Raw genomic sequence first — 23,654 nt, 5'->3', positions numbered from 1 at the left:
GTTTGTGCTTTTTAGCTTTCATGACCCTTAGGATCTGATAAATGTTACCCGTTGTTGCTTTGGTTGGCCGCCCTAATGTTGGCAAGTCGACCTTGTTTAACCGTCTTACTAATACACGTGATGCGCTTGTTGCTGATTACCCCGGCCTTACGCGTGACCGTAAATATGGCCAAGCGAAATTTGATAGACGCCAGTTTATTGTTGTGGATACGGGCGGTATAACGGGTGATGAAGAAGGCATTGATGCGGAAATGGCGCAACAATCACTCTTGGCTATTGAAGAAGCCGATGTGGTGATGTTTCTTGTTGACGCTCGTGCTGGTTTGTTACCTGCCGACCAGGGTATTGCCGATCACCTTCGTCGTATAAACAAGAAGGTATTTGTTGTTGCCAACAAAGTCGATGGTATCGACGGCGACAGTGAAAGTGCTGAGTTTTACTCTTTAGGCCTTGGTGACATTAAGCAAATAGCCGCCGCGCATGGCCGTGGTGTAGCGCAGCTATTACAAGATGCCTTAGCGCCATTTGAATCTGAATTTCCTGATATGGAGATTGTGGACGAAGAGCCACAGGAAGACGAAGATGCCGAGTCGCAACGACAGCGTCTTCAAGAGTTACCTATTAAGCTTGCTATTGTGGGTAAGCCAAATGTAGGTAAATCTACGCTTACTAACAGAATATTAGGTGAAGAGCGCGTTGTTGTTTATGACATGCCTGGCACCACACGCGACAGCGTATACATTCCTATGGAACGTGACGAGCGTGAGTATATCCTTATAGATACAGCGGGTGTGAGAAAGCGTAAAAAAATTAGCGAAGCGGTAGAGAAGTTCTCGATAGTTAAGACTCTTCAAGCCATCGAAGAAGCAAATGTTGTTCTTCTTGTTATTGATGCACGAGAGGGGATTACGGATCAAGACCTTAGCTTGCTTGGTTTCGTGTTGAACTCGGGGCGTTCTCTTGTGGTTGCCGTGAACAAGTGGGACGGGCTAAATAACGATGTGAAAGACGAAATTAAGCGTGAAATGGACAGACGGCTTGGTTTTATAGACTTTGCTCGAATTCACTTCATTTCAGCATTGCACGGTTCTGGCGTTGGTAACCTGTTTGAGTCAGTACAAGAAGCCTACATGAGCGCGACCAAGCGTATTAATACAGCGCTGCTTACTCAAATTATGGAAATGGCGCAAGATGATCATCAGCCACCTTTGGTACGTGGTCGCCGTGTTAAAATGAAATACGCCCATGCGGGAGGCTATAACCCTCCAGTCATTGTTATCCACGGAAACCAAGTTGACGACTTACCAAGTTCGTACAAACGCTTTTTGATGAATTACTTTAGGAAAGCGTTGGAAATTATGGGCACGCCCATCAAAATCGAATTTCGCGAAGGTAATAATCCATTTGAAGGCAAGAAAAATAACCTTACGCTTGCTCAGCAACGCAAGCGCCGCCGAATGATGTCTTACTACAAAGAGAAGAAGTAGCTTAGCAATAATGTGGCTCTGAGTTTTCTACTCAGGGCCTTGAGATTGCATCCAATCCCATTACTCAATCGTTATTTTAGGAACAACGGAAAAGTTTAGGTCAATTTCCAAGTGTTCGCTTTCAATAAACGTCTTAATCACTAGTATCGTCGGCAGTGCGAGAGCACCGCTTTCGTACTTTTTTGCAGGTGCCATTATTTGTGACCATGGCAGTTACGATGAAGCGCTAATTTTTTTATTAGTAGGAATTGTTATGCCCACTAGCGAATTTATGCTTAGAAAAAAGCTGTTAAAAAAAGACCAAGTTTACAATTGGTTTGACAGATATGAGGAAAACCAAAACAAGGAAATCTATCTTCTTAATCAAGAGGTAGTGAAATGCGAAAAGCTAGAGAGGTCTGAAAAAAGCAGAACACTAAATAAGTTTAAGCACAAGCTGCGCTTCGCGGCACGCCCTTAATTTAACAAGTAACGTAATTTTATAAGTCATTCCCATAATTGAGACGATACATCACTGCGCCTGAAAATTATTACTGTTGTGTGTAATGGTTACCTAGCAACAAGCTTAGTGAGTTGCTATGGCAGTACTGCTCAATTGTACTCGTAGCCCGTCATTGTAGGCTATCTCGCCCATATTTCCGCTTAGACACACAATGGCGTCTTATTTGCACACCTCTCTACAAGAGTGAATTAAACAAGGTCAACCGCGTAGTTAGTCCATTGATGGAATCAATGGTGCTGAAGCGATAATGTTAAGGGATTGAATATGTCTACAAGTGATAATTTGCGCCGAACGAAAGCGCTTAAAAAAGATCAGGTATACAACTGGTTCGAAAAATACGAAACAAAGTCGACAGCAAGTGTTTATGTCATCAATAGAAATGTAGAAAAAAGAACAGTGACTGCAACGAACGCAACAGCGAGAAAACTCAAACGCATCAAGAATAGGTTTAAGGCGGTTGCAAAGTCTAAAGCAGGTTTTGCCTAGCCACCTGACTTGCTGTTTATTAGCAGTTGTCGAATATTTTTCATTAGTATGGATTCATCTGGTACATGAATAGCAGTGATAAGTTCGTTTGCAATTGAATCTGAGAATTGAGCGGGAAAGGTGGTTGCCACTTTAACTATCTTGTCACCCCGTTTAAACACATAGGTTGTTGCGTAAATGGTAGGTGCGGTCTCTGATTCTGCTTTTAGCGATAGTCGCCATCCTTGTATGTCGTTATCGGCAGAGTATGGTGCTGCAGGTGCAGGTTGACTTAATGTCAAAGATTGAGACATCGCAACACGTGAGGCCCTTTCCAAATCGTCGTCGAGCTGTTCGCGCAGTAATTCACTTTCTTTTGCAGACAATGTATCCATGAAAGGATATACCGTCACATCAACTAGTGCGTCTTCAAATTGAGCGTGAGTATACCGCGTTATAGCGCCAGAAAAGGGGTCAGCATAAAGCTGTGTGTCTAATTTGGTAAACTCACCTATGTGCTCAGGAACCAAAAGTTGTGCGTAGTCACTAGCCTGAATTGCCGAAAAGAGGAAAGCGCTTGAAAAGAGTTTCCTATTTACTATCTCGTTAATCCATACATTCACCAGCTCTTCTGCGGTGCGCTGGTGAGTAAGAAGTGTTTCACAGCAAGTGGTAGATATGGTGTTTATTTCTAACCCGCGCCACTGAAGTGTGAATTCGGCAAATTGTTCGCCAGTTAGAGGGTTACCAATATTTGCAATTAGCAGTTCGTAGTCTGTTCCTTGCCCAAAAGGAGCTAACGATTTAAATAGCTCCGATTTCTCTAACGACGATACAAAGTCTTCAATTGACACTGCGTCTTCTTTGCATAAGGTCTGACTGCCTTCGGCTTCACACCGCGCTTTAAGTGTTCCGCTTGGGTAAGTTGAATACACCGCCAATGGGTGATGGACATATGCATTTTCAGAAGCGAATGCATTGCAAAACCAAAGTGTCATCAGCAATGTCAGCACAAAGGCTTGTTTCTTCCTTGTATACAATCTAATTCACCTCAGTTTGCGACATTTTTTCAGTTGCTCTAATTATGATTTATTTTCTTCACAGTGCTAATTATTTCACCGTCAGACACTTTAGTCGTTATCTCTTCACCTTTCTTGACTGCTGACGTGCTAGTTACTGGTAGGTTGTCTAACAAGGTAATAGAATATCCTCTTGCTAGAGTAGATAGTGGGCTGACCGATTGTAAGAGCGCGACCTTCGTACCAAGTTCAGTTTTTTTGCTGCGCATAAGTGTGTTAATTGCACTGGTTAGTCGTATGGTTGCATTTCCCAGCTTATCTTTTGCTGCCCCCAGTTTGGCTTCAGGGTTTTGCTGTGAAAGTCGAGCGCTTAGCTTTTGATGGCGATTTTCAGCACCGCTTAACACACGTTGCATTTGATGCTGCAAGCGCAAGTGAAGTCGATCTAAAGTCTGCCATTGATATTGAATTTTACTTTCCGGGTGAAGTGCGTTTAAACGCTGTTTTTTCAACGCAAGTTGTTGCCTATTGGCCTCAATATAGTGCGTCATCACTCTGGCAAGTCGCTGCCTCTGTTGATTTAATGTCTGCAAAAGCGCACTTGAGTCCCGACTTAGAATTTCAGCGGCAGCAGATGGCGTAGGGGCGCGTAAATCGGCAACAAAATCTGAAATTGTGAAGTCAACTTCGTGACCTACCGCACTTACTACTGGAAGATGACTTATTGCTATTTCTCGGGCCAAACGTTCGTCGTTAAAACACCACAAATCCTCAAGAGAGCCACCACCGCGCGTAAGCAAAATGACATCAACTTCGTTTCGACGGTTTGCAGTGCGCAATGCTTCAATAAGTTGAGGCGATGCTGTGTCTCCCTGAACCATGGAAGGGTATACCACTACCTCTGTTTGCGGGCTGCGACGTTTTAGTACGCTTAATACATCGTGAAGCGCAGCTCCGCTTGAAGATGTGATAACACCAATACGATTCACATGCTCTGGTAGCGGACGCTTGTTTGCTGCATCAAATAGCCCTTCGCTATTCAACTTAAATTTCAATGCTTCAAAAGCTTGTTTAAGCGCACCTTCGCCATCGCTTTCCATGTGCTCAACCACAAGCTGATAATCACCACGAGCTTCATATAAACCCACAGAAGCGCGTACTAATATTTTGTCACCTTCTTTCGGGCGAATACGCACATTGCGATTTGCACCTTTAAACATGGCTGCGCGAACTTGCGCTTTATTATCTTTGAGCGTGAAGTACCAATGCCCTGATGCCGCGGCAACAAAATTGGATATTTCTGCCGACAGCCAGATAAGGCCAATTTCACCTTCTAGCACGGTTCTGGCTAAGCGATTTAGCTTGGTAACTGTTAAAATTTGTCTAGACGTAGATGGCGAATTTGTAAACATAAAAAAAATCACTGGGTTTAATACATTTAGAGTTTACCTGAAAACTAAAAAACACTACAATTGCGCCGCAATTAACCCTCAACTGAATAGGTGTTGTTGCATGCTACGTATCATCCAAGAAGCCCTGACGTTCGACGATGTGTTGCTGGTTCCCGGCCACTCGACCGTCCTCCCCCACACAGCCAACTTACAAACACGTCTAACGCGTGGTGTAACGTTAAATATTCCTATGGTGTCTGCTGCCATGGACACGGTTTCTGAAGCCCGTCTAGCTATCGCGCTAGCGCAAGAGGGTGGTATTGGTTTCATTCACAAAAACATGAAGCCAGAAGAGCAAGCTAAGCACGTACGTGAAGTGAAAAAGTACGAAAGTGGTGTGGTGTCTGATCCTGTAACGGTCTCTAAAGACGCAACTATTGGCGAAGTTATTGCACTTTCAAAGCGCCTTGGTTACTCAGGTTTCCCTGTAACAGATGAAAACAACAACCTTATCGGTATTGTGACAGGTCGTGATCTTCGTTTTGAAAAGCGCTTAAACCTTCCTATTAGTAACGTAATGACCGGTAAGGATGATTTGGTTACTGTTAAAGAAGGCGCAAGCTCTGATGTTGTACTAGACCTTATGCATGAGCACCGCATTGAAAAAATTCTTGTTGTAGATGATGCATTCAAGCTTACAGGTCTTATCACCGTTAAAGACTTCCAGAAAGCGGAAAACAAACCTAATGCATGCAAAGACTCGCTAGGTCGCCTTCGCGTAGGAGCAGCGGTAAGTGTTGGTGCAGGTACTGATGAGCGTATCGCATTACTTATTGAAGCAGGTGTTGATGTGTTGCTTATCGACACATCTCATGGTCACTCACAAGGTGTTATCGACCGTGTTAAGAAAGTGCGTGCTGACTATCCAGATGTACAAATTATTGCGGGTAACGTGGCAACAGGCGACGGAGCAAAAGCGTTGGCAGAAGCTGGCGTTGACGCGGTTAAAGTAGGTATTGGTCCAGGCTCAATTTGTACCACACGTATTGTAACCGGTTGTGGTGTGCCACAAATTACAGCAGTATCTGATGCGGTTGAAGCGCTAAAAGATACTGATATTCCTGTTATTGCAGATGGCGGTATTCGTTTCTCTGGCGATATTGCGAAAGCACTTGCCGCTGGTGCAAGCTGCGTAATGGTAGGCAGCATGCTAGCCGGAACAGAAGAGGCGCCTGGGGAAGTGGAGCTTTTCCAAGGTCGTTACTACAAGTCTTACCGCGGTATGGGCTCACTAGGTGCAATGGATCAAAGCCATGGTTCATCTGACCGTTATTTTCAAGAATCTGATAACGCGGAGAAATTAGTACCTGAAGGTATTGAAGGACGCGTTGCATACAAAGGCCCAATTGCGAACATCATCCATCAACAAATGGGCGGCTTGCGCTCGGCGATGGGCTTGACGGGTTGCGCAACAATTGAAGAGCTTAACAATAAAGCTCAGTTTGTACGTGTAACGGCAGCCGGCATGGGCGAGAGTCACGTGCACGATGTAAGCATAACCAAAGAAGCGCCAAACTACCGTTTAGGTTAAGGCGAGTTACCGCTCAGCGTGGTGATAGTGTTTTATAAAACCACGCTGTAAACCCATCCTTGGGAGCTTGGCCCCGGCATTCATGCCTCGGACAGGTTGTTTACAAACACTTTGCCCTCGCTGTTTAGCGACATGTTGCACAGTGGTTGGAAAGAGAAAAAGGCTTTTTATGAGTTTAAACATACACGCTCAACGCATACTTATTTTGGATTTTGGCTCGCAATACACGCAGTTAATAGCGCGTCGTGTTCGCGAAATTGGCGTTTACTGTGAGCTTTGGGCTTGGGATGTGACCGAAGAGCAAATTCGCGAATTTAATCCTCAAGGCATTATTTTATCAGGTGGTCCAGAATCGGTAACCGAAGCGGGCTCTCCACGTGCTCCTCAATACGTTTTTGAAGCGGGCGTACCCGTCCTTGGTGTGTGCTACGGAATGCAAACTATGGCTGAGCAACTAGGCGGCGCAGTACAAGGTTCTGACAAGCGTGAGTTTGGTTATGCACAAGTTGAAGTTATTAAGCCAAGTCCACTATTAGACAAAATAGAAGATGCCATCAGCGACAATGGCGGTGCGCTTCTAGACGTATGGATGAGCCACGGCGATAAAGTAGCATCTATACCCGATGGGTTTGAAACAATTGCACAAACGCCATCGTGCCCGCACGCGGCAATGTACAACGAAGAAAAACAGTTCTATGGCGTACAATTCCACCCTGAAGTAACTCACACACGTCAAGGCATGCGCTTACTTACCCATTTCATTATGGATATTTGTAAGTGTGAAAAGCTTTGGACTGCTGGTGCTATTATTGACGATGCTATTGAGCGTATTAAAGAGAAAGTGGGTGATGAAGAAGTTATCCTAGGCCTTTCTGGCGGCGTAGATTCATCAGTAACAGCTATGCTTCTTCATCGTGCAATTGGTGACAAGCTTACTTGTGTGTTCGTAGACAACGGTCTATTGCGTTTAAATGAAGCTGACCAAGTAATGGAAATGTTCGGCGATCATTTCGGGCTTAACATTATTCGTGTTGACGCTGAAGACCGATTCTTAGATCGCCTAAAAGGTATTGAAGATCCTGAGCTCAAGCGCAAAGCGATAGGTAACGAGTTTGTTCGCGTATTTGACGAAGAAGCCAGCAAATGTGAGAACGCGAAATGGCTAGCGCAAGGCACTATTTATCCAGATGTAATAGAATCTGCAGGTTCTGCAACGGGTAAAGCGCATGTAATTAAATCGCACCACAACGTGGGCGGTCTGCCAGAAGACATGGAACTTGGTCTTGTTGAGCCTCTTCGCGAACTATTTAAAGATGAAGTACGCAAGATTGGTCTTGAGCTAGGTTTGCCTTACGACATGCTATATCGCCATCCATTCCCTGGGCCAGGTCTTGGTGTACGTGTATTAGGTGAGATTAAGAAAGAGTATTGCGATTTACTTCGCCGTGCTGATGCTATTTTCATTGAAGAGCTGTATGCCGCAGATCTTTACCAAAAAGTAAGCCAAGCATTCACCGTATTCCTGCCAGTTCGCTCTGTAGGTGTTATGGGTGATGCGCGCAAATACGACTGGGTAGTTAGCTTGCGAGCAGTTGAAACCATCGACTTTATGACGGCGCATTGGGCGCACTTGCCTTACGATTTCTTAGGCAAGGTGTCGAACCGTATTATCAATGAAATAGACGGCATTAGCCGCGTGGTTTACGATATTTCTGGTAAGCCACCGGCAACGATTGAGTGGGAGTAATACTCACGTTTCATTAGCTCATAAAAAGGAAGCAATAGTGCTTCCTTTTTTAATTGACTAATTTACTTTGATTAAAAAAATTTAATATATTAGGCGATAGTCATTAATCTCAGCAATGACGAATGCTAAAGAACCCATTTAGCCTGGTTATATTGTTAAACCCCTCTCACTATTAACAATTTACTTGTTTGTAAATTTGCGCGATTTCTGAACTCTACTATTCTTCTGTTAAGAGTATTTAATAGTTAAACTTAAGAAGAATTGACAGGATGTTTCGAAACCAAAACATGGCAAGTTGGCAGTTTAAACTATACCTTGTTGGCGCGGTGCCAATATTGGTATGCCTTTCCATTGTGGGTTTAGCATCAAACACACTCCTTTCTCAAAGCGAATCACTACAGCAAGCTATTGACGAACTGAAAAGCCGTCAGGATATGTCACTGTCTTTTATGGTCGCCAATTTAGCGCTTAATGCGGAAGTAAAATCTTTAATAGCTGCATCCACTCCTGGTGACATACGCGCCAGTGCTATTGCAACTATCAAAGCTACCTCTACAGTAGAAGAAGAGTTAACAAATCTAAAAGAGGCGCTTGGCAATGATAGTAGTTTGCAGCGTATGCGAGCGCTATTTGACGAAATAAAACCTCGTCAAATGCAGGTTATCGGAAAGGCGAAGCGCAATGCAGATGCAGAAGCAATGAACACTGCAAACGAAATGAAGCCACTTATCTCTGAGCTTGAAAAAATAAGTTTGTCGCTAGTAAAAAGAGAGTCTGAAAAACTGACTGAGCTAAAAAATGCAAATGCATCCCAGAATACAAAACTTATGTACTCTCTTGTTACTTTTTCATTGATAGGCGCTTTGGCATCACTTGGAATTGCACTTTACTTCGGCAAAACATTGAAGGATAGGCTTCATTATGTGCGTACAGTGCTGGCTAAATTCAGTGAGGGGGATTTAACTAGTCGCGTTGAAAAGCGCAGTAAATGTGAAATTGGTGAGGTGAATGACTCGATTGCCGTAACATTATCTAAAATTGAAAAGACCGTACAACAAATATCAAAGCGAGCCAAAGGGCTAAATAGTGACGCCGAAGTAGTGAAACAGGCAACTGAAAATTCTATCGCAAGGGTAACAGCGCTCACATCAACTTACCAACGGATAGATGAAAGTGCACAAACCAATATATCGTTGAGTGAGAAAACAGCGGATGAATTACACACAGTAAAAACCATGAGTGCTGATGCGAGTAAAAAGGCTCTCGAAGCCCTTCAGCAAGCCCAAGTGACAAAAAGCAATATCGCCGAAGTGATTACATCTATCAACGTATCAAATCAATGCGCAGAGCAAATGGGGCTTGCAGTACAAAATATTACATCAATTTCTGAAAATATTGCGGCTATTTCTGAGCAAACTAATTTACTTGCGCTCAATGCTGCTATCGAAGCTGCGCGAGCGGGCGAAAGTGGCAGAGGTTTCGCTGTTGTAGCGGATGAAGTAAGAAGCCTTGCATCACGCTCTAACGACTCGGTTGACGAAATTGCAGCATTGGCGCAGCAACTTACCTCGAGCGTGTCAGAAATGGTGTCTCAAATGAATGAGACCAGTACAAAAGTTTCCGAGCAAGAGCAGGAATTTGAGTCGACGCTTGAGAATATTTTGAATGCTGAATCGCTTATTCGAAGCAGCGAAGGGCGCATTGAAGAAGCATCAAACATAGGCGATCAACAACTCAACGAGACGCGCGCCATCATTGAAGCGATGGAAAAGCTCAAGGAAGTCATAGATTCCACTACACTGTCTGTAGCCGATATGGAAGGCCTTTCAGATAGTTTGGCACAATCGTCAAGCAGGCTGCAGTCGCTTGTTTCTTATTTCAAGATAACGGGAGATGCAACGTGAAAACCCTTTTGTGTGCATTATGCGTGTTGATATCCACCAACCTTCTAGCCGAAGAATACGTTTTTGAAGCAGGTCATCCATCACTTAAAGAATGGTTACTTCCTGCCGAAGTTCCGACACCGGATGATAATCCGTTAACCAAAGAAAAAATTGAGTTGGGAAAAATGCTCTTTTTCGACCCTCGTTTGAGCGGTGATGGGAACATGTCGTGTGGCACATGCCATTCTCCGTTATTTGGATGGTCCGATGGGCAAGCAACGGCTAGAGGCCATAAAAGCATGGTGCTTGGACGTGCATCACCTGTCATTACCAATACCGCATATAACGACATTCAAATGTGGGACGGACGCGAGCAAACCCTTGAAGATCAGTCCATAGGACCAATGCGCAACTCTGCCGAAATGAATATGGATATACCCAAGCTTGTGCAGTTCTTGAAAAGCTCTGACTATCAACAACATTTCAAAAACGCATTTGGCAGTGATGAAATTGGTGTGGAGCAAATAGCGAAAGCCCTTGCCTCGTTTGAGCGCACGGTAGTTAGCAGGAATTCGCCATTTGATGCATGGGTAAGGGGCGACAAGAATGCGCTAACCGAACAACAAATACGCGGGTTTAAGGTGTTTGTTGATCCTAAGAAAGGAAATTGCGCGGTGTGCCACAGTGCGCCTAATTTCACAGATAATGGTTTTCATAACTTAGGTTTAGCGTCTTATGGAAACGAAAATCCAGACTTAGGAAGGTATACACAGCGGCCGCTAAAGCTTATGAAGGGCGCATTTAAAACACCAACAATTCGCGATATAACTCTTTCTGCCCCTTATTTTCATGATGGAAGCGCCAATACGCTTGATGAAGTTGTAGAGCACTACGCAAAAGGCGGGGTCGTTAAAGACAATCTATCGCCAAACATGAAAGCACTGAACCTGACAGAGCAAGAAAAGTTAGATCTTGTTGCATTTATGGAGTCGTTAACTACACCACGAAAAGAATTTGTTTTACCAATTCTTCCACTATAAGGCGGTATTTATGAAACTGATATTCTCTTTAATGTTGTTTTTTACAAGCACTACGCTATTTGCAAACGAACCGGTTGTTGTTGGACAAAAGGACAAGGCTTTTACCGTTAAAGAAGTCGAAATTTCGGTTGGTGATACAGTTCGCTTCTTAAATGAAGATGACTTTTTTCACAACGTCTTTTCGCTTTCTGATGCGGCCTTGTTTGACTTAGGTTCGTTCCCGAAAGGAGAGCACCGTGACATTCAATTCGATGCCGCAGGTGAAGTTGAGGTTGAGTGTGCGATTCATCCGTCCATGAAAATGGTCATACATGTGAAAGAATAAAAAAGGACTATGCTCATGAACGCCAGCTCTCTCAAGCATGCTGTTGTTGTATTGCTCATATTATTCCTATGTTTGTTAAGTACGGTGCGTGCCGAGGATACAACCCCATCAACTCAGATTGGTGCAAAGGTTTATCAACAGCGCTGCGTTTTGTGTCATGGCTCACAAGCAATGGGGGAAGGTATACTGCCGATGAAGCTAAAGGGATACCCCAATACCAATTTGCTTCAACGTATTAGACAGCGCAATGAGCAAGAAATACAGAATATCGTCACACACGGTGCGTCCCTTGATAGCATTTCTGACTATATGCCTCCAATGGGCGCAGAACTTTCGTGGACAGAGTTAGAGAGCGTAGTCGACTTTCTTATGCTGTTAAAAGAAGACACAGATAAAGGCTTGAGTTTGTTAGCTTCTGTTAACGCATCGCCGTCTGAACAGTCTATATTTGCCGGGCGTGATATTTATGAAACACGTTGTGTGCTTTGCCATGGCGCTTCAGGCCAGGGTGATGGGCGAATGAGCAAAATTATAAAATCACCACCACCTTTTAATTTAACATTATCGCGCCTGCCGAAAGCGTATTTAATTGATATCGTAACGAAAGGCGGTGAGGGGATGAAACGCTCTGGTCAGATGCCTCCTTGGGGCGACCAACTTACTCAAGAAGAGATTGGCCATGTTGTAGATTATATCGTGACGCTGAGAAAGTAATGAAACGGTTTACGCGTTTTCCTGTAACCGATGAGGCGATATACAAATCTCGCCGCCTGTTAATAAAGCAAGCTATCGCATGTGGTCTTGTTGCAGGTGGACTAGTTTCGCCTGCTAGAGGTGCTTCTGAAATTTCTGTTACGTCCGAGAAGCGGGCAACTACCTACTGTAACTATTACGAATTTTCCAGCAATAAACAGATGATTCATCATTTAGCGAAAGCGTTTTCGGTGTCACCTTGGACGTTAACCATAGATGGCGAAGTAAAAAAGCCAATTCAAGTGGAACTCTCTATTTTGCCTGATGATGTGTCGCGTACTTATCCCATGCGATGCGTTGAGGGGTGGACAGCAGTTATTCCTTGGCAAGGCGTAATGCTTCGAGATGTATTGTCGATGGTAGAACCTAATGAAAATGCAAAATACGTTAAGTTTTACAGCGTTTTTCGACCAGATGAGATGCCAATGCAGCGAACGGGTAATTTTCCGTGGCCTTATGTTGAGGGATTAAGACTCGATGAAGCAATGCATCCGCTCACAATGCTCGCCACAAAAATGTACGATAAACCACTCACCAAGCAAAACGGTGCCCCCATTCGTCTTGTTGTGCCGTGGAAATATGGTTACAAAAGCATTAAAGCCATTACCCGAATTGAGCTGACACAAAATCAGCCAGTGGGGTCGTGGCAACAAGCAGTACCGTCAGAGTATGACTTTCTTGGCAACGTAAACCCTAATCAACCACATCCAAGGTGGAGTCAGCGTAGAGAGTTACTGCTAGGTGAAAAGAGAAAAAGAAAAACACTCATGTACAATGGCTTTGAAAGCGATGTCGCGGCCCTATACGCCTGATAATGAAGCTAAACGTGTTTGGTACAACGCTGCACCGCATGTCAGTGCAATTCGAATTATTATTTACCTTTCGGCTTTTTTTCTAACGCTATACCTCATCTATTGTTTTTATGCCGATTTACCAAACACCTACCAAACGATGATGTCGCTCTCCGGTCAATATTCGTTAATATATTTTTTTATTGTGCTGGCAATAACGCCTTTAAGGCGCTGGTGCGTCATTTTATGTCAATATTTAAAGGCGCATTTCGGAAAGCGATTAAGTGACTGGAATTGGCTTATAAAATTGCGTCGAAGTTTAGGTGTTGTTAGTACTCACTTCGCATTGATACACATGCTTATTTACCTGTGGCTCGAATTGGATTGGTTTTTCGGTGAAATAGTTTGGGATGCGCAGCAAAGGCCTGTTGTTGCAATTGGATGGTTAAGCTTCCTAGTGCTTACGCTTTTGGCGTTAACAAGTCCTGATATCGTTCAGAAAAAGCTGAAAAAAAATTGGCGCGTACTACACCGAAGTATCTATCCGCTAACGTTACTTATTCTATTGCACTATGCGTTAGAGGAAAAAAGAGGAGAAAGCGCCGTAGTGTATTGGGTTGTGCTATCGCTGGTTTTACTGTTGCACCGGGTTTGGTTTAACTGGCGTAAGGTACGTGCCAACGTTTATGACGATGGAATGGTTGCCAAGCGATAGTATTCGTATGAATTTACATATATTGGTATTTAATTTTATACCTTACGTGTAACAGGGCTGTCACAAAAAGATCATCTAATGGTGATACATCGTTGGATATTTTTTGCCTAAGGTCTTTTTTGTGTTCAATTACACTAGCATCAGCCGCTTGGTCATGACCCCTGTTCTTGCCAGCCTTTTTTTACTTGTTTTGCTTAACAGCGCATCAATTTTTAAATCGTTTTCTGTGCTCAATTCTTTTGATGAGCTTGAAAATACGTTAGTTCAATCTGAGCGCGATGTGAACATGGTGCTAAGCACGTTTAAAACACAGGTGCAGGAATGGAAAAACGTACTTATACGTGGCCACAAAAAAGATGATCTAGATAAGTACTGGGGGCGATTTAAGCAGAGAGAAGCTGAGATAAAAAGCCAATTCAACGCTATGTTAAGCAATGATGTCATAAGCGATAAGGCAAAGTCAGAAATTAGGCAGTTTCTTAAAGCACATTCTGTGATGGCGACGAAATATCGAGAGGGCTACGAGGCATTCGTTGCGTCGAACTTCGACCCTAAAGTAGGCGATGGCTATGTGAGAGGCATAGATCGTGAGCCTGCAAAGCTGCTTGCGAGCGTTGCAGATGATATTGCCAAGCAAAGCGAAGATGCAATAGCGGATTTGAAAGCGAATACTCGCTTTATGCTTTGGGTTATTTTGCTTGCTGCTATTGCCTTGTCAGTGGCATCAGTTGTTTACGTTGTCTCTCGCCTTCGAACTCAGGTTATAAAGCCAACCAAGCAAATAGCTTCATGCATTTCCAACTTAGCCAACAGCAATTACGACTACGCGTTAACGTACACAAGTAAACACGAGCTGGGCGTGTTGGCAAATTCAGCACGTGCGCTTCAGAGTAAACTGAAAGAGTCGGTGGAACAGCTGCGTGAGGCAGAAACTGAAATGGAGCGTGCTTTTGGTACGCTTGGCAACGTAAGTAAATCCATTATGGACGGCGCTGTAGAGCAGCGGGACGCCTCTCGTTCGCTAGACAGCAGTACAGATAAACTTCGCGAGATAGTACAAAGCTTAGTCGCTATTACTGACCAAGTGGCTGTTGCTACTAATAATTCAGAGATGAATGTTGCCAGCTGCTATACCACGTTTGAGAAAGCCAATTTGGGCTTTAAGCAGCTTGCCAAAACGGTAACAGAGTCGAGTAATATTGTGGCTGAGCTACAAAGTAGAAGTACCAATATACTAAAAGTGGTGAACGTAATTAACGAAATTGCAGATCAAACCAACCTACTAGCGCTTAATGCAGCCATTGAAGCTGCTCGTGCTGGTGAGCATGGCCGTGGTTTTGCCGTTGTTGCAGATGAAGTACGAGCACTCGCTGCCAAAACGCAGCAATCTACCAAAGAGATTAACGATATTCTTAGTAGTTTTGAGGCTGAGGCAAAAGGAGCTGTTAATGCTATGGCGTCGGGTAAACAGCTTTCAGACAATAATGCAGAAGAGGCTGCTACAGCACTTGAAACACTCAACAATGTTGTTAGCGACATTAAAGAAACAGCGAGTGTTGTAGTGGCGCTCAATGACGCAGCAGACGAACAGGAAGCTGTGCTTCATCAGGTAGAAGCAATCATCAATAATGTTGTGACGTCATCTGAACGTTATCATGAACTTTCTCAAAAAGACGACATGTCACGTTCAATGAAAAGTATGTCACTTAACGTTGAAAAAGTGGTGAATAGTTTGACCCGCTAGCGTCGCTTTGACAGTATAAGAAAGGGGGAGCAGGTGACTCCCTTTTTTATGCGCTTGAGGTACACAGTGTTTCATGATCCCACTCGTTTTCCATCCTATTTATAGCCAGCTCGATTTACCCGAGCGTCATCGATTCCCAATAGAAAAATATGTTGGTATTCGCGATGCATTAATTGCGAGAGGTATAGAAACATCTCGCTTTATCACGCCAGAGCCCATAAGCGATAGTGAGCTTGTTCGCTATTACTCAAGTGACTATGTTGGTGCATTAACAACCGGCACTCTTGACCCCAAGGCAATGCGACGTATTGGGTTTCCATGGTCACAGCAGCTTATCGAGAGAACCCGAACAGCGGTAGCTGGAACGCGACTAACTGCACAACTTGCGCTTGAAGCCGGTAAAGCGCTCAATCTCACCGGTGGTTATCATCATGCGTTCTCCGATTTTGGTTCGGGCTTTTGCTTATTTAACGACTTGTACATCGCTGCTAAAACCATGCAGCAAGACAAGAACATCGACAATGTGCTCATTGTTGATTTAGATGTTCACCAAGGCGATGGCACGGCAAAACTTGCTGAAAATGATAGCGACATCTTTACGCTTTCTATCCACGGTGAAAAAAACTTTCCTTACAGAAAACAGCAATCAGATATTGATATTGGGTTGGCAAAAGGTACGGGGGATGATGAATATCTCACGGTACTTGAACAGGCATTAACGATTGCGTTACGACAGTTCCAACCTGACGCCATTATTTATGATGCTGGCGTAGATGTGCACATTAATGATGACTTAGGGCATTTACACATTACCACAGCGGGGGTTTATCAACGAGACTGCTTGGTCTTTGACATGGCTGAGCGACTAGGCGTGCCAATTGCAGCAGTGATTGGGGGAGGGTATCAGCGCGATATCGATGCCCTTGTTGATGTGCATCTGCAGCTGTATCGCGCGGCGGGTGTGATAGCTTAATCGCCTAGAACGTTTATGCAGGTGCGCATAGTTTGCTGCACCTGTTAGTTCGGCTTTTATAAAAACTGTAGCTGGAAACCAATACCAATTCGTTCTTGCGAGCGGTTATAGTCAATTAATGAGTCGCCATAGCCGTTGAAATACTGAATTAATAAATCGTATCTATCTGAAATAGGGTAGGTTAGGTCAAGCTGGATACTGCCGCGGTTATCGCTAAAATCAAGGTTATTACGCAGCAGTGCCATCATTTTAAATGCGCCTATTTTTCTTCCGTATCCAAATTCCATTCTTCCATAGAAATCTTGGATGTCTGGATTGTCATCGCCGGTTGGATCGGTTGGGTCTTCTTTCTCGTCTTCTGGTATGCGATACCAGGTTTTTAGATAGTAAATATCGTCGTTGTCGCTAAATACAATGGATGCGAAAATTCTATTCCAGCTGCGTGAGCGAATACCGCTTTGTCCGTTCGACATATGGTTAAAGCCAACTTGAAAAGTATTGAATTTATAGCCAAGTACAGAATAGTCTGCGGTTTCTTGCCAGAAAACTTCGGGCTCGTAGTTTGTTTCTCTAAACGGTTTTGATACTTCACTATTGTACAACTGCCAAAACGAAGTCAGCGTAAAACCGAAGTACAGCCCATCAAAGCCCGTCTCCTCTAAATAAAGCGGTAGCTTAGCGCTAACTTGAAACTTTGCTTCATTGTTGTCTACGTTATCATCGGTAAGGTCTTCGTTGCCTAACGCGTTGGGCGACGATACGTAAGTGTAGGGCAGAAGGTAATTTTGCCGGTGCTGTGTAATTGCAAAAACATTATCCAGGGCTTCTTTATCGCCCTCTAGCCTGGCATCCAGGGCGCTTTCTGTTGTGGTATCTCGCTTTATGATATCGATAATTTCGATACCCGACTTTTCACTAGCGGTATCTTGCTCTTCTGCAGTGTTTTCTTGCTTGGGCGCCGAAAGGTTTTTCTCGTCGTAATCAGCTGGGCGCGTTTGTGCATGTGCAATACAGCAGAATACGAGTGTAGTAATAACGAATAAAGGCTTTAACACTGACACCTTTTTTATCTCCATGATAAGGATTGTTTTCGTGCTTAAATGAAGTCCAGTGTTTGGCCTTCGCGAGATGCAAATACTTGTAAAGTAGACTCTGCAATGGTGACATAACTATTACAGTGGGTAACTACATCATCTATATCGTCGTCGGTACGTTCTGGATCATGACTATATAACGCTAATTTTTTAGCATTACAGGCCATTGCTAATTTCACCGCTTCTTCAGCAACGCTATGACCCCAACCGGTTTTTGCCGGCATATCTGATAACATGTACTGCGCATCGTGGATAAGCACATCAGCATCGCTGGCAAATTTTACAAAATCCAGAAAATCAGTTTCTTTTTTATAAGGGGGGTAAAGCTCATTATCAGTGATGTAGGCTACTTTCACGCCATCGGCTTCAATGCAATAAGCGCTGCCTTTCCCCGGGTGGTTCATTGGTAACCGGTGAATTATCGCGCTGCCGATCTCAAATCTGTTTTGCTCGTCATTCAGCTCAATTATTTGAATGTTGGCTTTTAATGCTTCACGAGGCACAGGGAATAGTGAACCTTCCATCTGCTTAAGAATTTGATCAGGCTCTTTTAGCGTGGTTAGACCAGGGTAGATATTAATATCGCGATTTTCTTGGTAAATAGGCACAAAGAAGGGAAAGCCTTGAATGTGGTCCCAGTGGTTATGGCTTAACAGCAGGTAGATGGGGGTTTGCTTTCTTGCAAGTTGTTCGCCGAGTTTGCGAATACCTGTACCTGAGTCGAGGATGATATCAGTACCATCCTCTAGCTCAATATGAACGCATGCGGTGTTACCACCATAACGTATAAAATCTTCTCCCGGAGTGGGGATAGACCCTCTAACGCCATAAAATGTTAACCGCATACGCCCTTTTCCTTACCTTTGCAGGGCAAGTTCAGATGTTAGAGTGCGGCTACGAAGTCTTTCGCGGCACTAATGTCTAATAACTGCTTCTCGCCAGTACGTCTGTTCTTATATTCAACTTGTTGATTATCCAAGTTTCTTTCACCAATGACAATACTGTGAGGAATACCGATTAGCTCCATGTCATTGAACATCACACCAGGGCGCTCTTTACGGTCGTCAAACAGTACTTCAACACCTAAGTCTAGAAGATCTTGGTAAAGCTTCTCAGCCACTTCTTTAATGCGATGTGACTTGTGCATATTCATAGGTATTACAGCAATTTTAAACGGCGCAATAGGATCTGGCCACTTTATGCCGAACTTATCGTGATTCTGTTCAATTGCAGCAGCAACAATGCGCGACACACCGATACCATAGCAGCCCATGGTAAGTGTTTGGTGTTTACCTGTTTCGCTTAGTACACCGCAGTTCATTGCTTCAGAGTATTTGCTGCCAAGCTGGAATATATGGCCAACTTCAATGCCGCGTTTAATATCTAGCGTACCGTTACCGTCTGGAGATGCATCACCAGCTACTACGTTTCTGATATCTACCGCTGTAACATCGTCTGCCCAGTTGACGTTGGTGTTTAGTTTACCACCCACGCCTGAACCAGTTGTGAAGTCGGCCAGTGCAGCAGCGCTAGCGTCCACAAACGTAGGGATTGAAAGGTTTGAAGCATCTGCAAAATATGGCACTACGCCAAGCACTTCTTTGGCTTTATCGAACGACGCTTCAACTAACGGCGCCGCAACGCCTTCAATTTTTTCGGCTTTAACGTCGTTTAGTTCGTGGTCAGCGCGAAGCACTAGTGCAACCCAATTGTCTGCTTGAACTTCCTCGCCTTTATCATCAGCCGCATTTGCGGCTTTAACCACAACAACTTTCACAGCATTGGTTACATCTGCGTCAATGCTCTTAAGGATCTTCTCGAAGTCTTTACCTTTTGCATCCTTCGTTTCTACAGCTGCACCTGACGCCTGTGCTTTTTGTGGCGCAACAGCGGCAGCCATTTCAACGTTAGCGGCATAATCACTGCCTGTAGAGAAGGCAATGGCATCCTCACCAGAGTCGGCCAATACGTGGAACTCATGTGAATGGTTACCACCAATAGAGCCTGAGTCAGCAATAACGGCTCTAAAGTCTAAGCCCATACGAGAGAAAATGTTGCAGTATGCGTCATACATTTTCTGATATGTCTCTTCCAAACAGCTGTCTTCAAGGTGAAAGCTGTACGCATCTTTCATAGTGAACTCACGACCGCGCATAATACCGAAGCGAGGACGTACTTCATCACGAAACTTGGTTTGAACTTGATATAAGTTCAACGGAAGCTGCTTGTAGCTGCTTATTTCGTTGCGCACTAATGCCGTAATAACTTCTTCATGCGTTGGACCCAATACAAAGTCGCGCTGGTGGCGATCTTTTATGCGCAGTAGTTCTGGGCCATACTCTTCCCAGCGGCCAGACTCCTCCCACAAATCAGCAGGCTGAACCACAGGCATAAGCACTTCGATTGCGCCTGCTTTGTTCATTTCCTCACGAACAATATTGGCAACTTTGTTTAGCACTCGAAGGCCAGACGGTAACCATGTGTATAGGCCTGAGGCTAGCTTTCGAATCATACCAGCACGCAGCATAAGCTGGTGGCTAATAACTTCTGCATCTGCAGGTGTTTCTTTCTGCGTGGCAAGCAAATATTGACTAGTGCGCATGTAAAGCAGGTTTCCTGTAAAAATTTTTCTTTGATGTGGCGTATTCTAATTAACTGCGAACGATTTCGCTACAAACGTGTAACTTTATAGTGGATTTATCTCTGTAACGACTACATTGCCGCTCTTTACTTGAAAGCCCACGTCAACATCGTAAAGCGATACTTTGTAGGTTTTAATATCGTCATTAAGGTGCTGTTTATACGCTGGGCGCGGGTCTTGTGATAAAACATGAGTAACAAGAGCCGTAAATCCAGGATGGTGTTGTTCAACGTTAGTGACTTTCACTGAAATAGTGTCGTGAAAGACTACTTCGCGGTTGGGAATGGGGTTGTAGTCGTTAAGCTTGTCAGTTGCATGTGAAATGCTATCGGCGTAAGCAATGTAAGGTTTAATATCGACAAGAGGCGTGCCATCAACAATATCAACCCCTTCAACGATGAGACAAGTTTTTCCATTATGCTTTTTAAGCCCTTTATTCTTTACCACCGACATGCCAATGCCGTTAGGGCGGTGAGTACTTCTGGTTGCCAAAACGCCCATTGTTGCGTTCCCACCCAGCCGAGGCGCTTTTACGGTGCTTTTCCAGCCTTTATCAATATTCTGGTGGAAAATGAATAACACCCAAAGGTGGCTGTACCCTTCAATGCCTTTCAACATGTTTTCATCATCAAACCCTTCGTTGAAGGTAATGATACCCTGAGCATTGGCAAGTCCAGGTTGTCTTGGAATGGCAAATTTTTGCTTAAAAGGTGTTGCAATGCTGGCAATAGGCAATAATGGATAACTTGATGACATATTGTTTATCGTTTTCGTTGTATGCGTATCAATTCGGGGCATTATTTTGTGGACGCACAATGTAAAAGTTTAAAGTTTGCACTCAAATGTCATAAAAATCACATAAACGGCGCCTATTATACTAAACATAAATGAATAGTTGGTCCCCCTGGATCTTCACCTCTCAGAGCCCAGACGTTAGTTTATTTCGCTTTTGGGCTTTTCTTTTTTCATCTCCAACAACTTCGCTTCAAAATAGGGACAACCAAGGGCCTCAGCACGCTCTATATTTTGCTGAAATATTTTTTCGGCATCATCTTCGTTTTTCATATATCGAGAAATGTCGTCTTCTCGTATTAAATGAAAGATGGGGTAGGGCGACCTGTTGGTATAATTATCGGCGTCGGCATCTGAATTGCCATCGAATACATAGTGCGGATGAAAGCTGGCAAGCTGGTAAATACCCGCATAGCCCCATTCTTGAAGCATGCGTTCGGCAATGGCAAGTACGTCTAGGTACTCTTCGAAATTAACTAGGGCTGGTGAGCCCAGAATAAGCAGCGTTGTGGCTACTTCTTCAGAATCGCTAAGCAGCTTCGCTTCATTAAAAAGCGTTTCAACTATGTCGCCAGCTTCGCCATATTCAACAGTACACCTAATTTTGTTAGGCGTACGAACATGACGAGCGAATGGGCAGAAATTGTGTGTTATCACAATATCGTCCACCCATTGCATAGTGGCCTCAATAAGATGAGTGGTTTGCACGCTAGTCACTTTGATATGTTACGAGTGAAACTTAACGTAAGCTTCTAATGTGTTCTCAATAAGGCTTGCTACTGTCATGGGCCCTACGCCGCCTGGTACGGGTGTAATCCAACCTGCACGCTCCTGCGCTTTTTCAAAATCTACGTCACCAACAAGCGAGCCGTCATTTAAGCGATTAATACCTACATCTATCACAATTGCACCAGGCTTAACCCAGTCACCGGGAATGAAATTGGGCTTGCCAACGGCGACTACTAATAAGTCAGCTCGCTGAACATGACTCTTTAAGTCTTGAGTAAACTTGTGACACGTAGTAACGGTGCATCCTGCTAGTAAAAGTTCAAGGCTCATTGGACGACCAACAATATTCGACGCGCCAACAATCACTGCATCTAGCCCTTTAACCGGACGTTTGGTAGATTCAATCATCGTCATAATGCCCTTGGGCGTACACGGGCGAAGCGCCGGAATACGTTGCGCTAAACGTCCAATGTTATAAGGGTGAAAACCGTCTACGTCTTTATGAGGATGAATACGTTCAAGCACTTTTTCAGCGTTAAGACCTGCCGGAAGAGGTAACTGAACTAAAATGCCGTCTATCTCTTTGTCGTTATTTAGCTCATCAACTAATGACAATAAAGTGTCTTCTGAGGTATCTGCAGGTAGGTCAAAAGAGCGTGATACAAAACCTACCTCTTCACACGCTTTTCGTTTATTAGAAACATAAACCTGCGACGCGGCGTCACTTCCTACTAATACAACCGCTAAACCCGGCTGGCGTTTCTTGGCTTGAATGAGAGTGTCTACATAAGAAGTAACGTGTTGGCGAACTTGTTTGGCAATTAATTTGCCATCGATTAAATGAGCAGTCATAAGCGTGTGCAGTCTTAGTTATATAAAGGTGAACAACAAGTGCCCTATATTGTTTCACAAAACAAGGTTGCGGAACTAGTCTTTTGAATAGTGATAAACAACATAAGTAAATCAAACCTGCACAAAAACGCGCACTGTGAATTGAAATCTTTGGTGAAATAGAAAGTGAAAAGCGTATTGGCTGATAAAAAAAAATAAAAAATAGTAGCAGTTCAATCTACAACATCTTCACCATGTAACTCATGTTACTAATACCGTGTGTGTTTAGGGTGAGATATAACGGAGTAATAAGGAGTTTTTTGGTTGAAATACGCGCGAATTGTACAAAAAAACTCGATAATGCACGCTTTGTGAGCGGTTGATAAATTTATTTAAAAAAGTGTTTGACGAGGTGGGGTCATGTCAGTAATATTCGCACCCCGTAACGGCACAGAGACAAAACGTCTCAGAAAGCAGTTACATCAGTCGGTGAGTGGCGCAGCTTGGTAGCGCACTTGTTTTGGGTACAAGGGGTCGCAGGTTCAAATCCTGTCTCACCGACCACTTTTTGCAGCGAAGATTCGCCGAGCGCCCGTAGCTCAGCTGGATAGAGCAACGGCCTTCTAAGCCGTGGGTCGCAGGTTCGAATCCTGCCGGGCGCGCCATGCGGGTCAGGTAGGTCCTGACTAGGATGGCCGAATTTTCAAGTTTACATGTTTTACAATTCACATGTAGACTATGCAAGCACCTCTATGGTGGGCGTAGCTCAGTTGGTAGAGCCCCGGATTGTGATTCCGGTTGTCGTGGGTTCAAGTCCCATCGTCCACCCCACTTTTTGCGGAAGTGGTGGAATTGGTAGACACGCTGGATTTAGGTTCCAGTGCTTCACGGCGTGAGAGTTCAAGTCTCTCCTTCCGCACCATATTTTCAAGCTTTATCAAAAGCTTTTCTAAAAAGATATCTTTGTCGGTGAGTGGCGCAGCTTGGTAGCGCACTTGTTTTGGGTACAAGGGGTCGCAGGTTCAAATCCTGTCTCACCGACCACTTATCTTCTGCGTGATACATTCTCTAAACCTACATCAACACTATTTTCTAATCTGTTGCGATGCTTTTTTATACGTTTGTGCTGTTAATGCTCAAA

20 protein-coding genes and 5 tRNA genes are annotated in these 23,654 nt (G+C 44.0%); 17 read left to right on the top strand and 8 right to left on the bottom strand.

What is annotated here, in order from left to right:
- The first annotated feature begins 41 nt into the window (after positions 1-41).
- A complete protein-coding gene (gene der / locus ACGHAV_RS10920) occupies positions 42-1,487 on the top strand; it encodes a ribosome biogenesis GTPase Der (RefSeq protein ID WP_390380284.1) in 1,446 nt (481 codons plus the stop codon).
- A gap of 766 nt (positions 1,488-2,253) precedes the next feature.
- Entirely contained in the window at positions 2,254-2,475 is a 222-nt protein-coding gene (locus tag ACGHAV_RS10915; protein ID WP_390380281.1) for a hypothetical protein, read from the top strand.
- On the opposite strand, the gene ACGHAV_RS10910 is transcribed toward ACGHAV_RS10915, so the two are convergent.
- Positions 2,472-3,467 carry a hypothetical protein gene (locus tag ACGHAV_RS10910; protein WP_390380278.1) on the bottom strand — a complete coding sequence of 332 codons (996 nt, stop codon included), beginning with the start codon at positions 3,465-3,467 and terminating at the stop codon, positions 2,472-2,474. The two genes, ACGHAV_RS10915 and ACGHAV_RS10910, sit on opposite strands and share 4 nt — an antisense overlap.
- 65 nt (positions 3,468-3,532) lie before the next feature.
- Positions 3,533-4,885 (bottom strand): exodeoxyribonuclease VII large subunit, encoded by a 1,353-nt coding sequence (gene xseA / locus ACGHAV_RS10905; RefSeq protein WP_390380275.1) that lies wholly within the window; start codon positions 4,883-4,885, stop codon positions 3,533-3,535.
- 100 nt (positions 4,886-4,985) lie between these two features.
- Here xseA and guaB point away from each other — a divergent pair, with 100 nt between their 5' ends.
- From guaB to ACGHAV_RS10855, 10 genes are all read left to right on the top strand, one after another.
- Complete coding sequence (gene guaB / locus ACGHAV_RS10900) at positions 4,986-6,455, top strand: IMP dehydrogenase (RefSeq protein WP_390380272.1); 1,470 nt, start codon at positions 4,986-4,988, stop codon at positions 6,453-6,455.
- A gap of 169 nt (positions 6,456-6,624) precedes the next feature.
- Positions 6,625-8,202, top strand: a complete 1,578-nt coding sequence (gene guaA / locus ACGHAV_RS10895) for a glutamine-hydrolyzing GMP synthase (RefSeq protein WP_390380270.1) — start codon at positions 6,625-6,627, stop codon at positions 8,200-8,202.
- A 287-nt stretch (positions 8,203-8,489) separates the two neighbouring features.
- Complete coding sequence (locus ACGHAV_RS10890) at positions 8,490-10,106, top strand: methyl-accepting chemotaxis protein (protein WP_390380267.1); 1,617 nt, start codon at positions 8,490-8,492, stop codon at positions 10,104-10,106.
- Positions 10,103-11,125, top strand: coding sequence for a cytochrome-c peroxidase (locus ACGHAV_RS10885; RefSeq protein WP_390380264.1), 1,023 nt, complete (start codon positions 10,103-10,105; stop codon positions 11,123-11,125). Before ACGHAV_RS10890 ends, ACGHAV_RS10885 begins: the two co-directional genes overlap by 4 nt.
- Before the next feature lie 10 nt (positions 11,126-11,135).
- Positions 11,136-11,450, top strand: coding sequence for a plastocyanin/azurin family copper-binding protein (locus ACGHAV_RS10880; RefSeq protein WP_390380261.1), 315 nt, complete (start codon positions 11,136-11,138; stop codon positions 11,448-11,450).
- 15 nt (positions 11,451-11,465) lie between these two features.
- Entirely contained in the window at positions 11,466-12,164 is a 699-nt protein-coding gene (locus tag ACGHAV_RS10875; RefSeq protein WP_390380258.1) for a c-type cytochrome, read from the top strand.
- Positions 12,164-13,015, top strand: coding sequence for a protein-methionine-sulfoxide reductase catalytic subunit MsrP (msrP, locus tag ACGHAV_RS10870; protein ID WP_390380255.1), 852 nt, complete (start codon positions 12,164-12,166; stop codon positions 13,013-13,015). Before ACGHAV_RS10875 ends, msrP begins: the two co-directional genes overlap by 1 nt.
- Complete coding sequence (locus ACGHAV_RS10865) at positions 12,978-13,709, top strand: sulfite oxidase heme-binding subunit YedZ (protein WP_390380252.1); 732 nt, start codon at positions 12,978-12,980, stop codon at positions 13,707-13,709. Before msrP ends, ACGHAV_RS10865 begins: the two co-directional genes overlap by 38 nt.
- A gap of 121 nt (positions 13,710-13,830) precedes the next feature.
- Positions 13,831-15,453: a methyl-accepting chemotaxis protein gene (locus ACGHAV_RS10860; protein WP_390380249.1), complete on the top strand. Its 1,623-nt coding sequence runs from the start codon at positions 13,831-13,833 to the stop codon at positions 15,451-15,453.
- A gap of 73 nt (positions 15,454-15,526) precedes the next feature.
- A complete protein-coding gene (locus ACGHAV_RS10855; RefSeq protein ID WP_390380246.1) occupies positions 15,527-16,426 on the top strand; it encodes a histone deacetylase in 900 nt (299 codons plus the stop codon).
- A gap of 56 nt (positions 16,427-16,482) precedes the next feature.
- On the opposite strand, the gene ACGHAV_RS10850 is transcribed toward ACGHAV_RS10855, so the two are convergent.
- The 6 genes from ACGHAV_RS10850 to folD form a co-directional block, all read right to left on the bottom strand.
- Complete coding sequence (locus ACGHAV_RS10850) at positions 16,483-17,487, bottom strand: phospholipase A (protein WP_390380244.1); 1,005 nt, start codon at positions 17,485-17,487, stop codon at positions 16,483-16,485.
- Positions 17,488-17,522: 35 nt separating this feature from the next.
- The gene (locus ACGHAV_RS10845) at positions 17,523-18,365 is read right to left on the bottom strand and encodes an MBL fold metallo-hydrolase (protein ID WP_390380241.1); all 843 of its coding nucleotides are present in this window, start codon (positions 18,363-18,365) and stop codon (positions 17,523-17,525) included.
- 38 nt (positions 18,366-18,403) lie between these two features.
- On the bottom strand, positions 18,404-20,122 hold the full coding sequence (locus ACGHAV_RS10840) for a proline--tRNA ligase (RefSeq protein ID WP_390380238.1): 1,719 nt from the start codon (positions 20,120-20,122) through the stop codon (positions 18,404-18,406).
- Positions 20,123-20,206: 84 nt separating this feature from the next.
- Entirely contained in the window at positions 20,207-20,917 is a 711-nt protein-coding gene (gene tsaA, locus ACGHAV_RS10835) for a tRNA (N6-threonylcarbamoyladenosine(37)-N6)-methyltransferase TrmO (RefSeq protein ID WP_390380235.1), read from the bottom strand.
- A 177-nt stretch (positions 20,918-21,094) separates the two neighbouring features.
- On the bottom strand, positions 21,095-21,661 hold the full coding sequence (locus tag ACGHAV_RS10830; RefSeq protein ID WP_390380232.1) for a DUF1415 domain-containing protein: 567 nt from the start codon (positions 21,659-21,661) through the stop codon (positions 21,095-21,097).
- An 18-nt stretch (positions 21,662-21,679) separates the two neighbouring features.
- Complete coding sequence (folD, locus tag ACGHAV_RS10825) at positions 21,680-22,534, bottom strand: bifunctional methylenetetrahydrofolate dehydrogenase/methenyltetrahydrofolate cyclohydrolase FolD (RefSeq protein ID WP_334013357.1); 855 nt, start codon at positions 22,532-22,534, stop codon at positions 21,680-21,682.
- 466 nt (positions 22,535-23,000) lie between these two features.
- On the opposite strand from folD, the gene ACGHAV_RS10820 reads away from it, so the two are divergent.
- From ACGHAV_RS10820 to ACGHAV_RS10800, 5 genes are all read left to right on the top strand, one after another.
- Positions 23,001-23,077, top strand: a tRNA-Pro gene (locus tag ACGHAV_RS10820).
- Positions 23,078-23,101: 24 nt separating this feature from the next.
- Positions 23,102-23,178, top strand: a tRNA-Arg gene (locus ACGHAV_RS10815).
- Between the two features lie 90 nt (positions 23,179-23,268).
- Positions 23,269-23,344: transfer RNA gene (locus ACGHAV_RS10810), tRNA-His, on the top strand.
- 6 nt (positions 23,345-23,350) lie between these two features.
- Positions 23,351-23,435 (top strand) — tRNA-Leu (locus tag ACGHAV_RS10805).
- Positions 23,436-23,480: 45 nt separating this feature from the next.
- Positions 23,481-23,557 (top strand) — tRNA-Pro (locus ACGHAV_RS10800).
- The last annotated feature ends 97 nt before the right edge of the window (positions 23,558-23,654 follow it).

This window comes from Alteromonas sp. MTD1 (genome assembly GCF_042848195.1).
In the GTDB taxonomy this organism is placed as follows: Bacteria; Pseudomonadota; Gammaproteobacteria; order Enterobacterales; family Alteromonadaceae; genus Alteromonas.
Note: the sequence above shows the minus strand (reverse complement) of the source record. Positions and strands in the feature narration are given on the sequence as shown.

Coding starts and splice junctions, on each gene's coding strand:
- folD (WP_334013357.1), bottom strand. CDS start 22,534: ATGACTGCTCATTTAATCGATGGCAAATTAATTGCCAAACAAGTTCGC.
- ACGHAV_RS10840 (WP_390380238.1), bottom strand. CDS start 20,122: ATGCGCACTAGTCAATATTTGCTTGCCACGCAGAAAGAAACACCTGCA.
- ACGHAV_RS10890 (WP_390380267.1), top strand. CDS start 8,490: ATGGCAAGTTGGCAGTTTAAACTATACCTTGTTGGCGCGGTGCCAATA.
- ACGHAV_RS10915 (WP_390380281.1), top strand. CDS start 2,254: ATGTCTACAAGTGATAATTTGCGCCGAACGAAAGCGCTTAAAAAAGAT.
- guaB (WP_390380272.1), top strand. CDS start 4,986: ATGCTACGTATCATCCAAGAAGCCCTGACGTTCGACGATGTGTTGCTG.
- ACGHAV_RS10855 (WP_390380246.1), top strand. CDS start 15,527: ATGATCCCACTCGTTTTCCATCCTATTTATAGCCAGCTCGATTTACCC.
- der (WP_390380284.1), top strand. CDS start 42: ATGTTACCCGTTGTTGCTTTGGTTGGCCGCCCTAATGTTGGCAAGTCG.
- xseA (WP_390380275.1), bottom strand. CDS start 4,885: ATGTTTACAAATTCGCCATCTACGTCTAGACAAATTTTAACAGTTACC.
- ACGHAV_RS10845 (WP_390380241.1), bottom strand. CDS start 18,365: ATGCGGTTAACATTTTATGGCGTTAGAGGGTCTATCCCCACTCCGGGA.
- msrP (WP_390380255.1), top strand. CDS start 12,164: ATGAAACGGTTTACGCGTTTTCCTGTAACCGATGAGGCGATATACAAA.
- ACGHAV_RS10875 (WP_390380258.1), top strand. CDS start 11,466: ATGAACGCCAGCTCTCTCAAGCATGCTGTTGTTGTATTGCTCATATTA.
- tsaA (WP_390380235.1), bottom strand. CDS start 20,917: ATGTCATCAAGTTATCCATTATTGCCTATTGCCAGCATTGCAACACCT.
- ACGHAV_RS10880 (WP_390380261.1), top strand. CDS start 11,136: ATGAAACTGATATTCTCTTTAATGTTGTTTTTTACAAGCACTACGCTA.
- guaA (WP_390380270.1), top strand. CDS start 6,625: ATGAGTTTAAACATACACGCTCAACGCATACTTATTTTGGATTTTGGC.
- ACGHAV_RS10865 (WP_390380252.1), top strand. CDS start 12,978: ATGGCTTTGAAAGCGATGTCGCGGCCCTATACGCCTGATAATGAAGCT.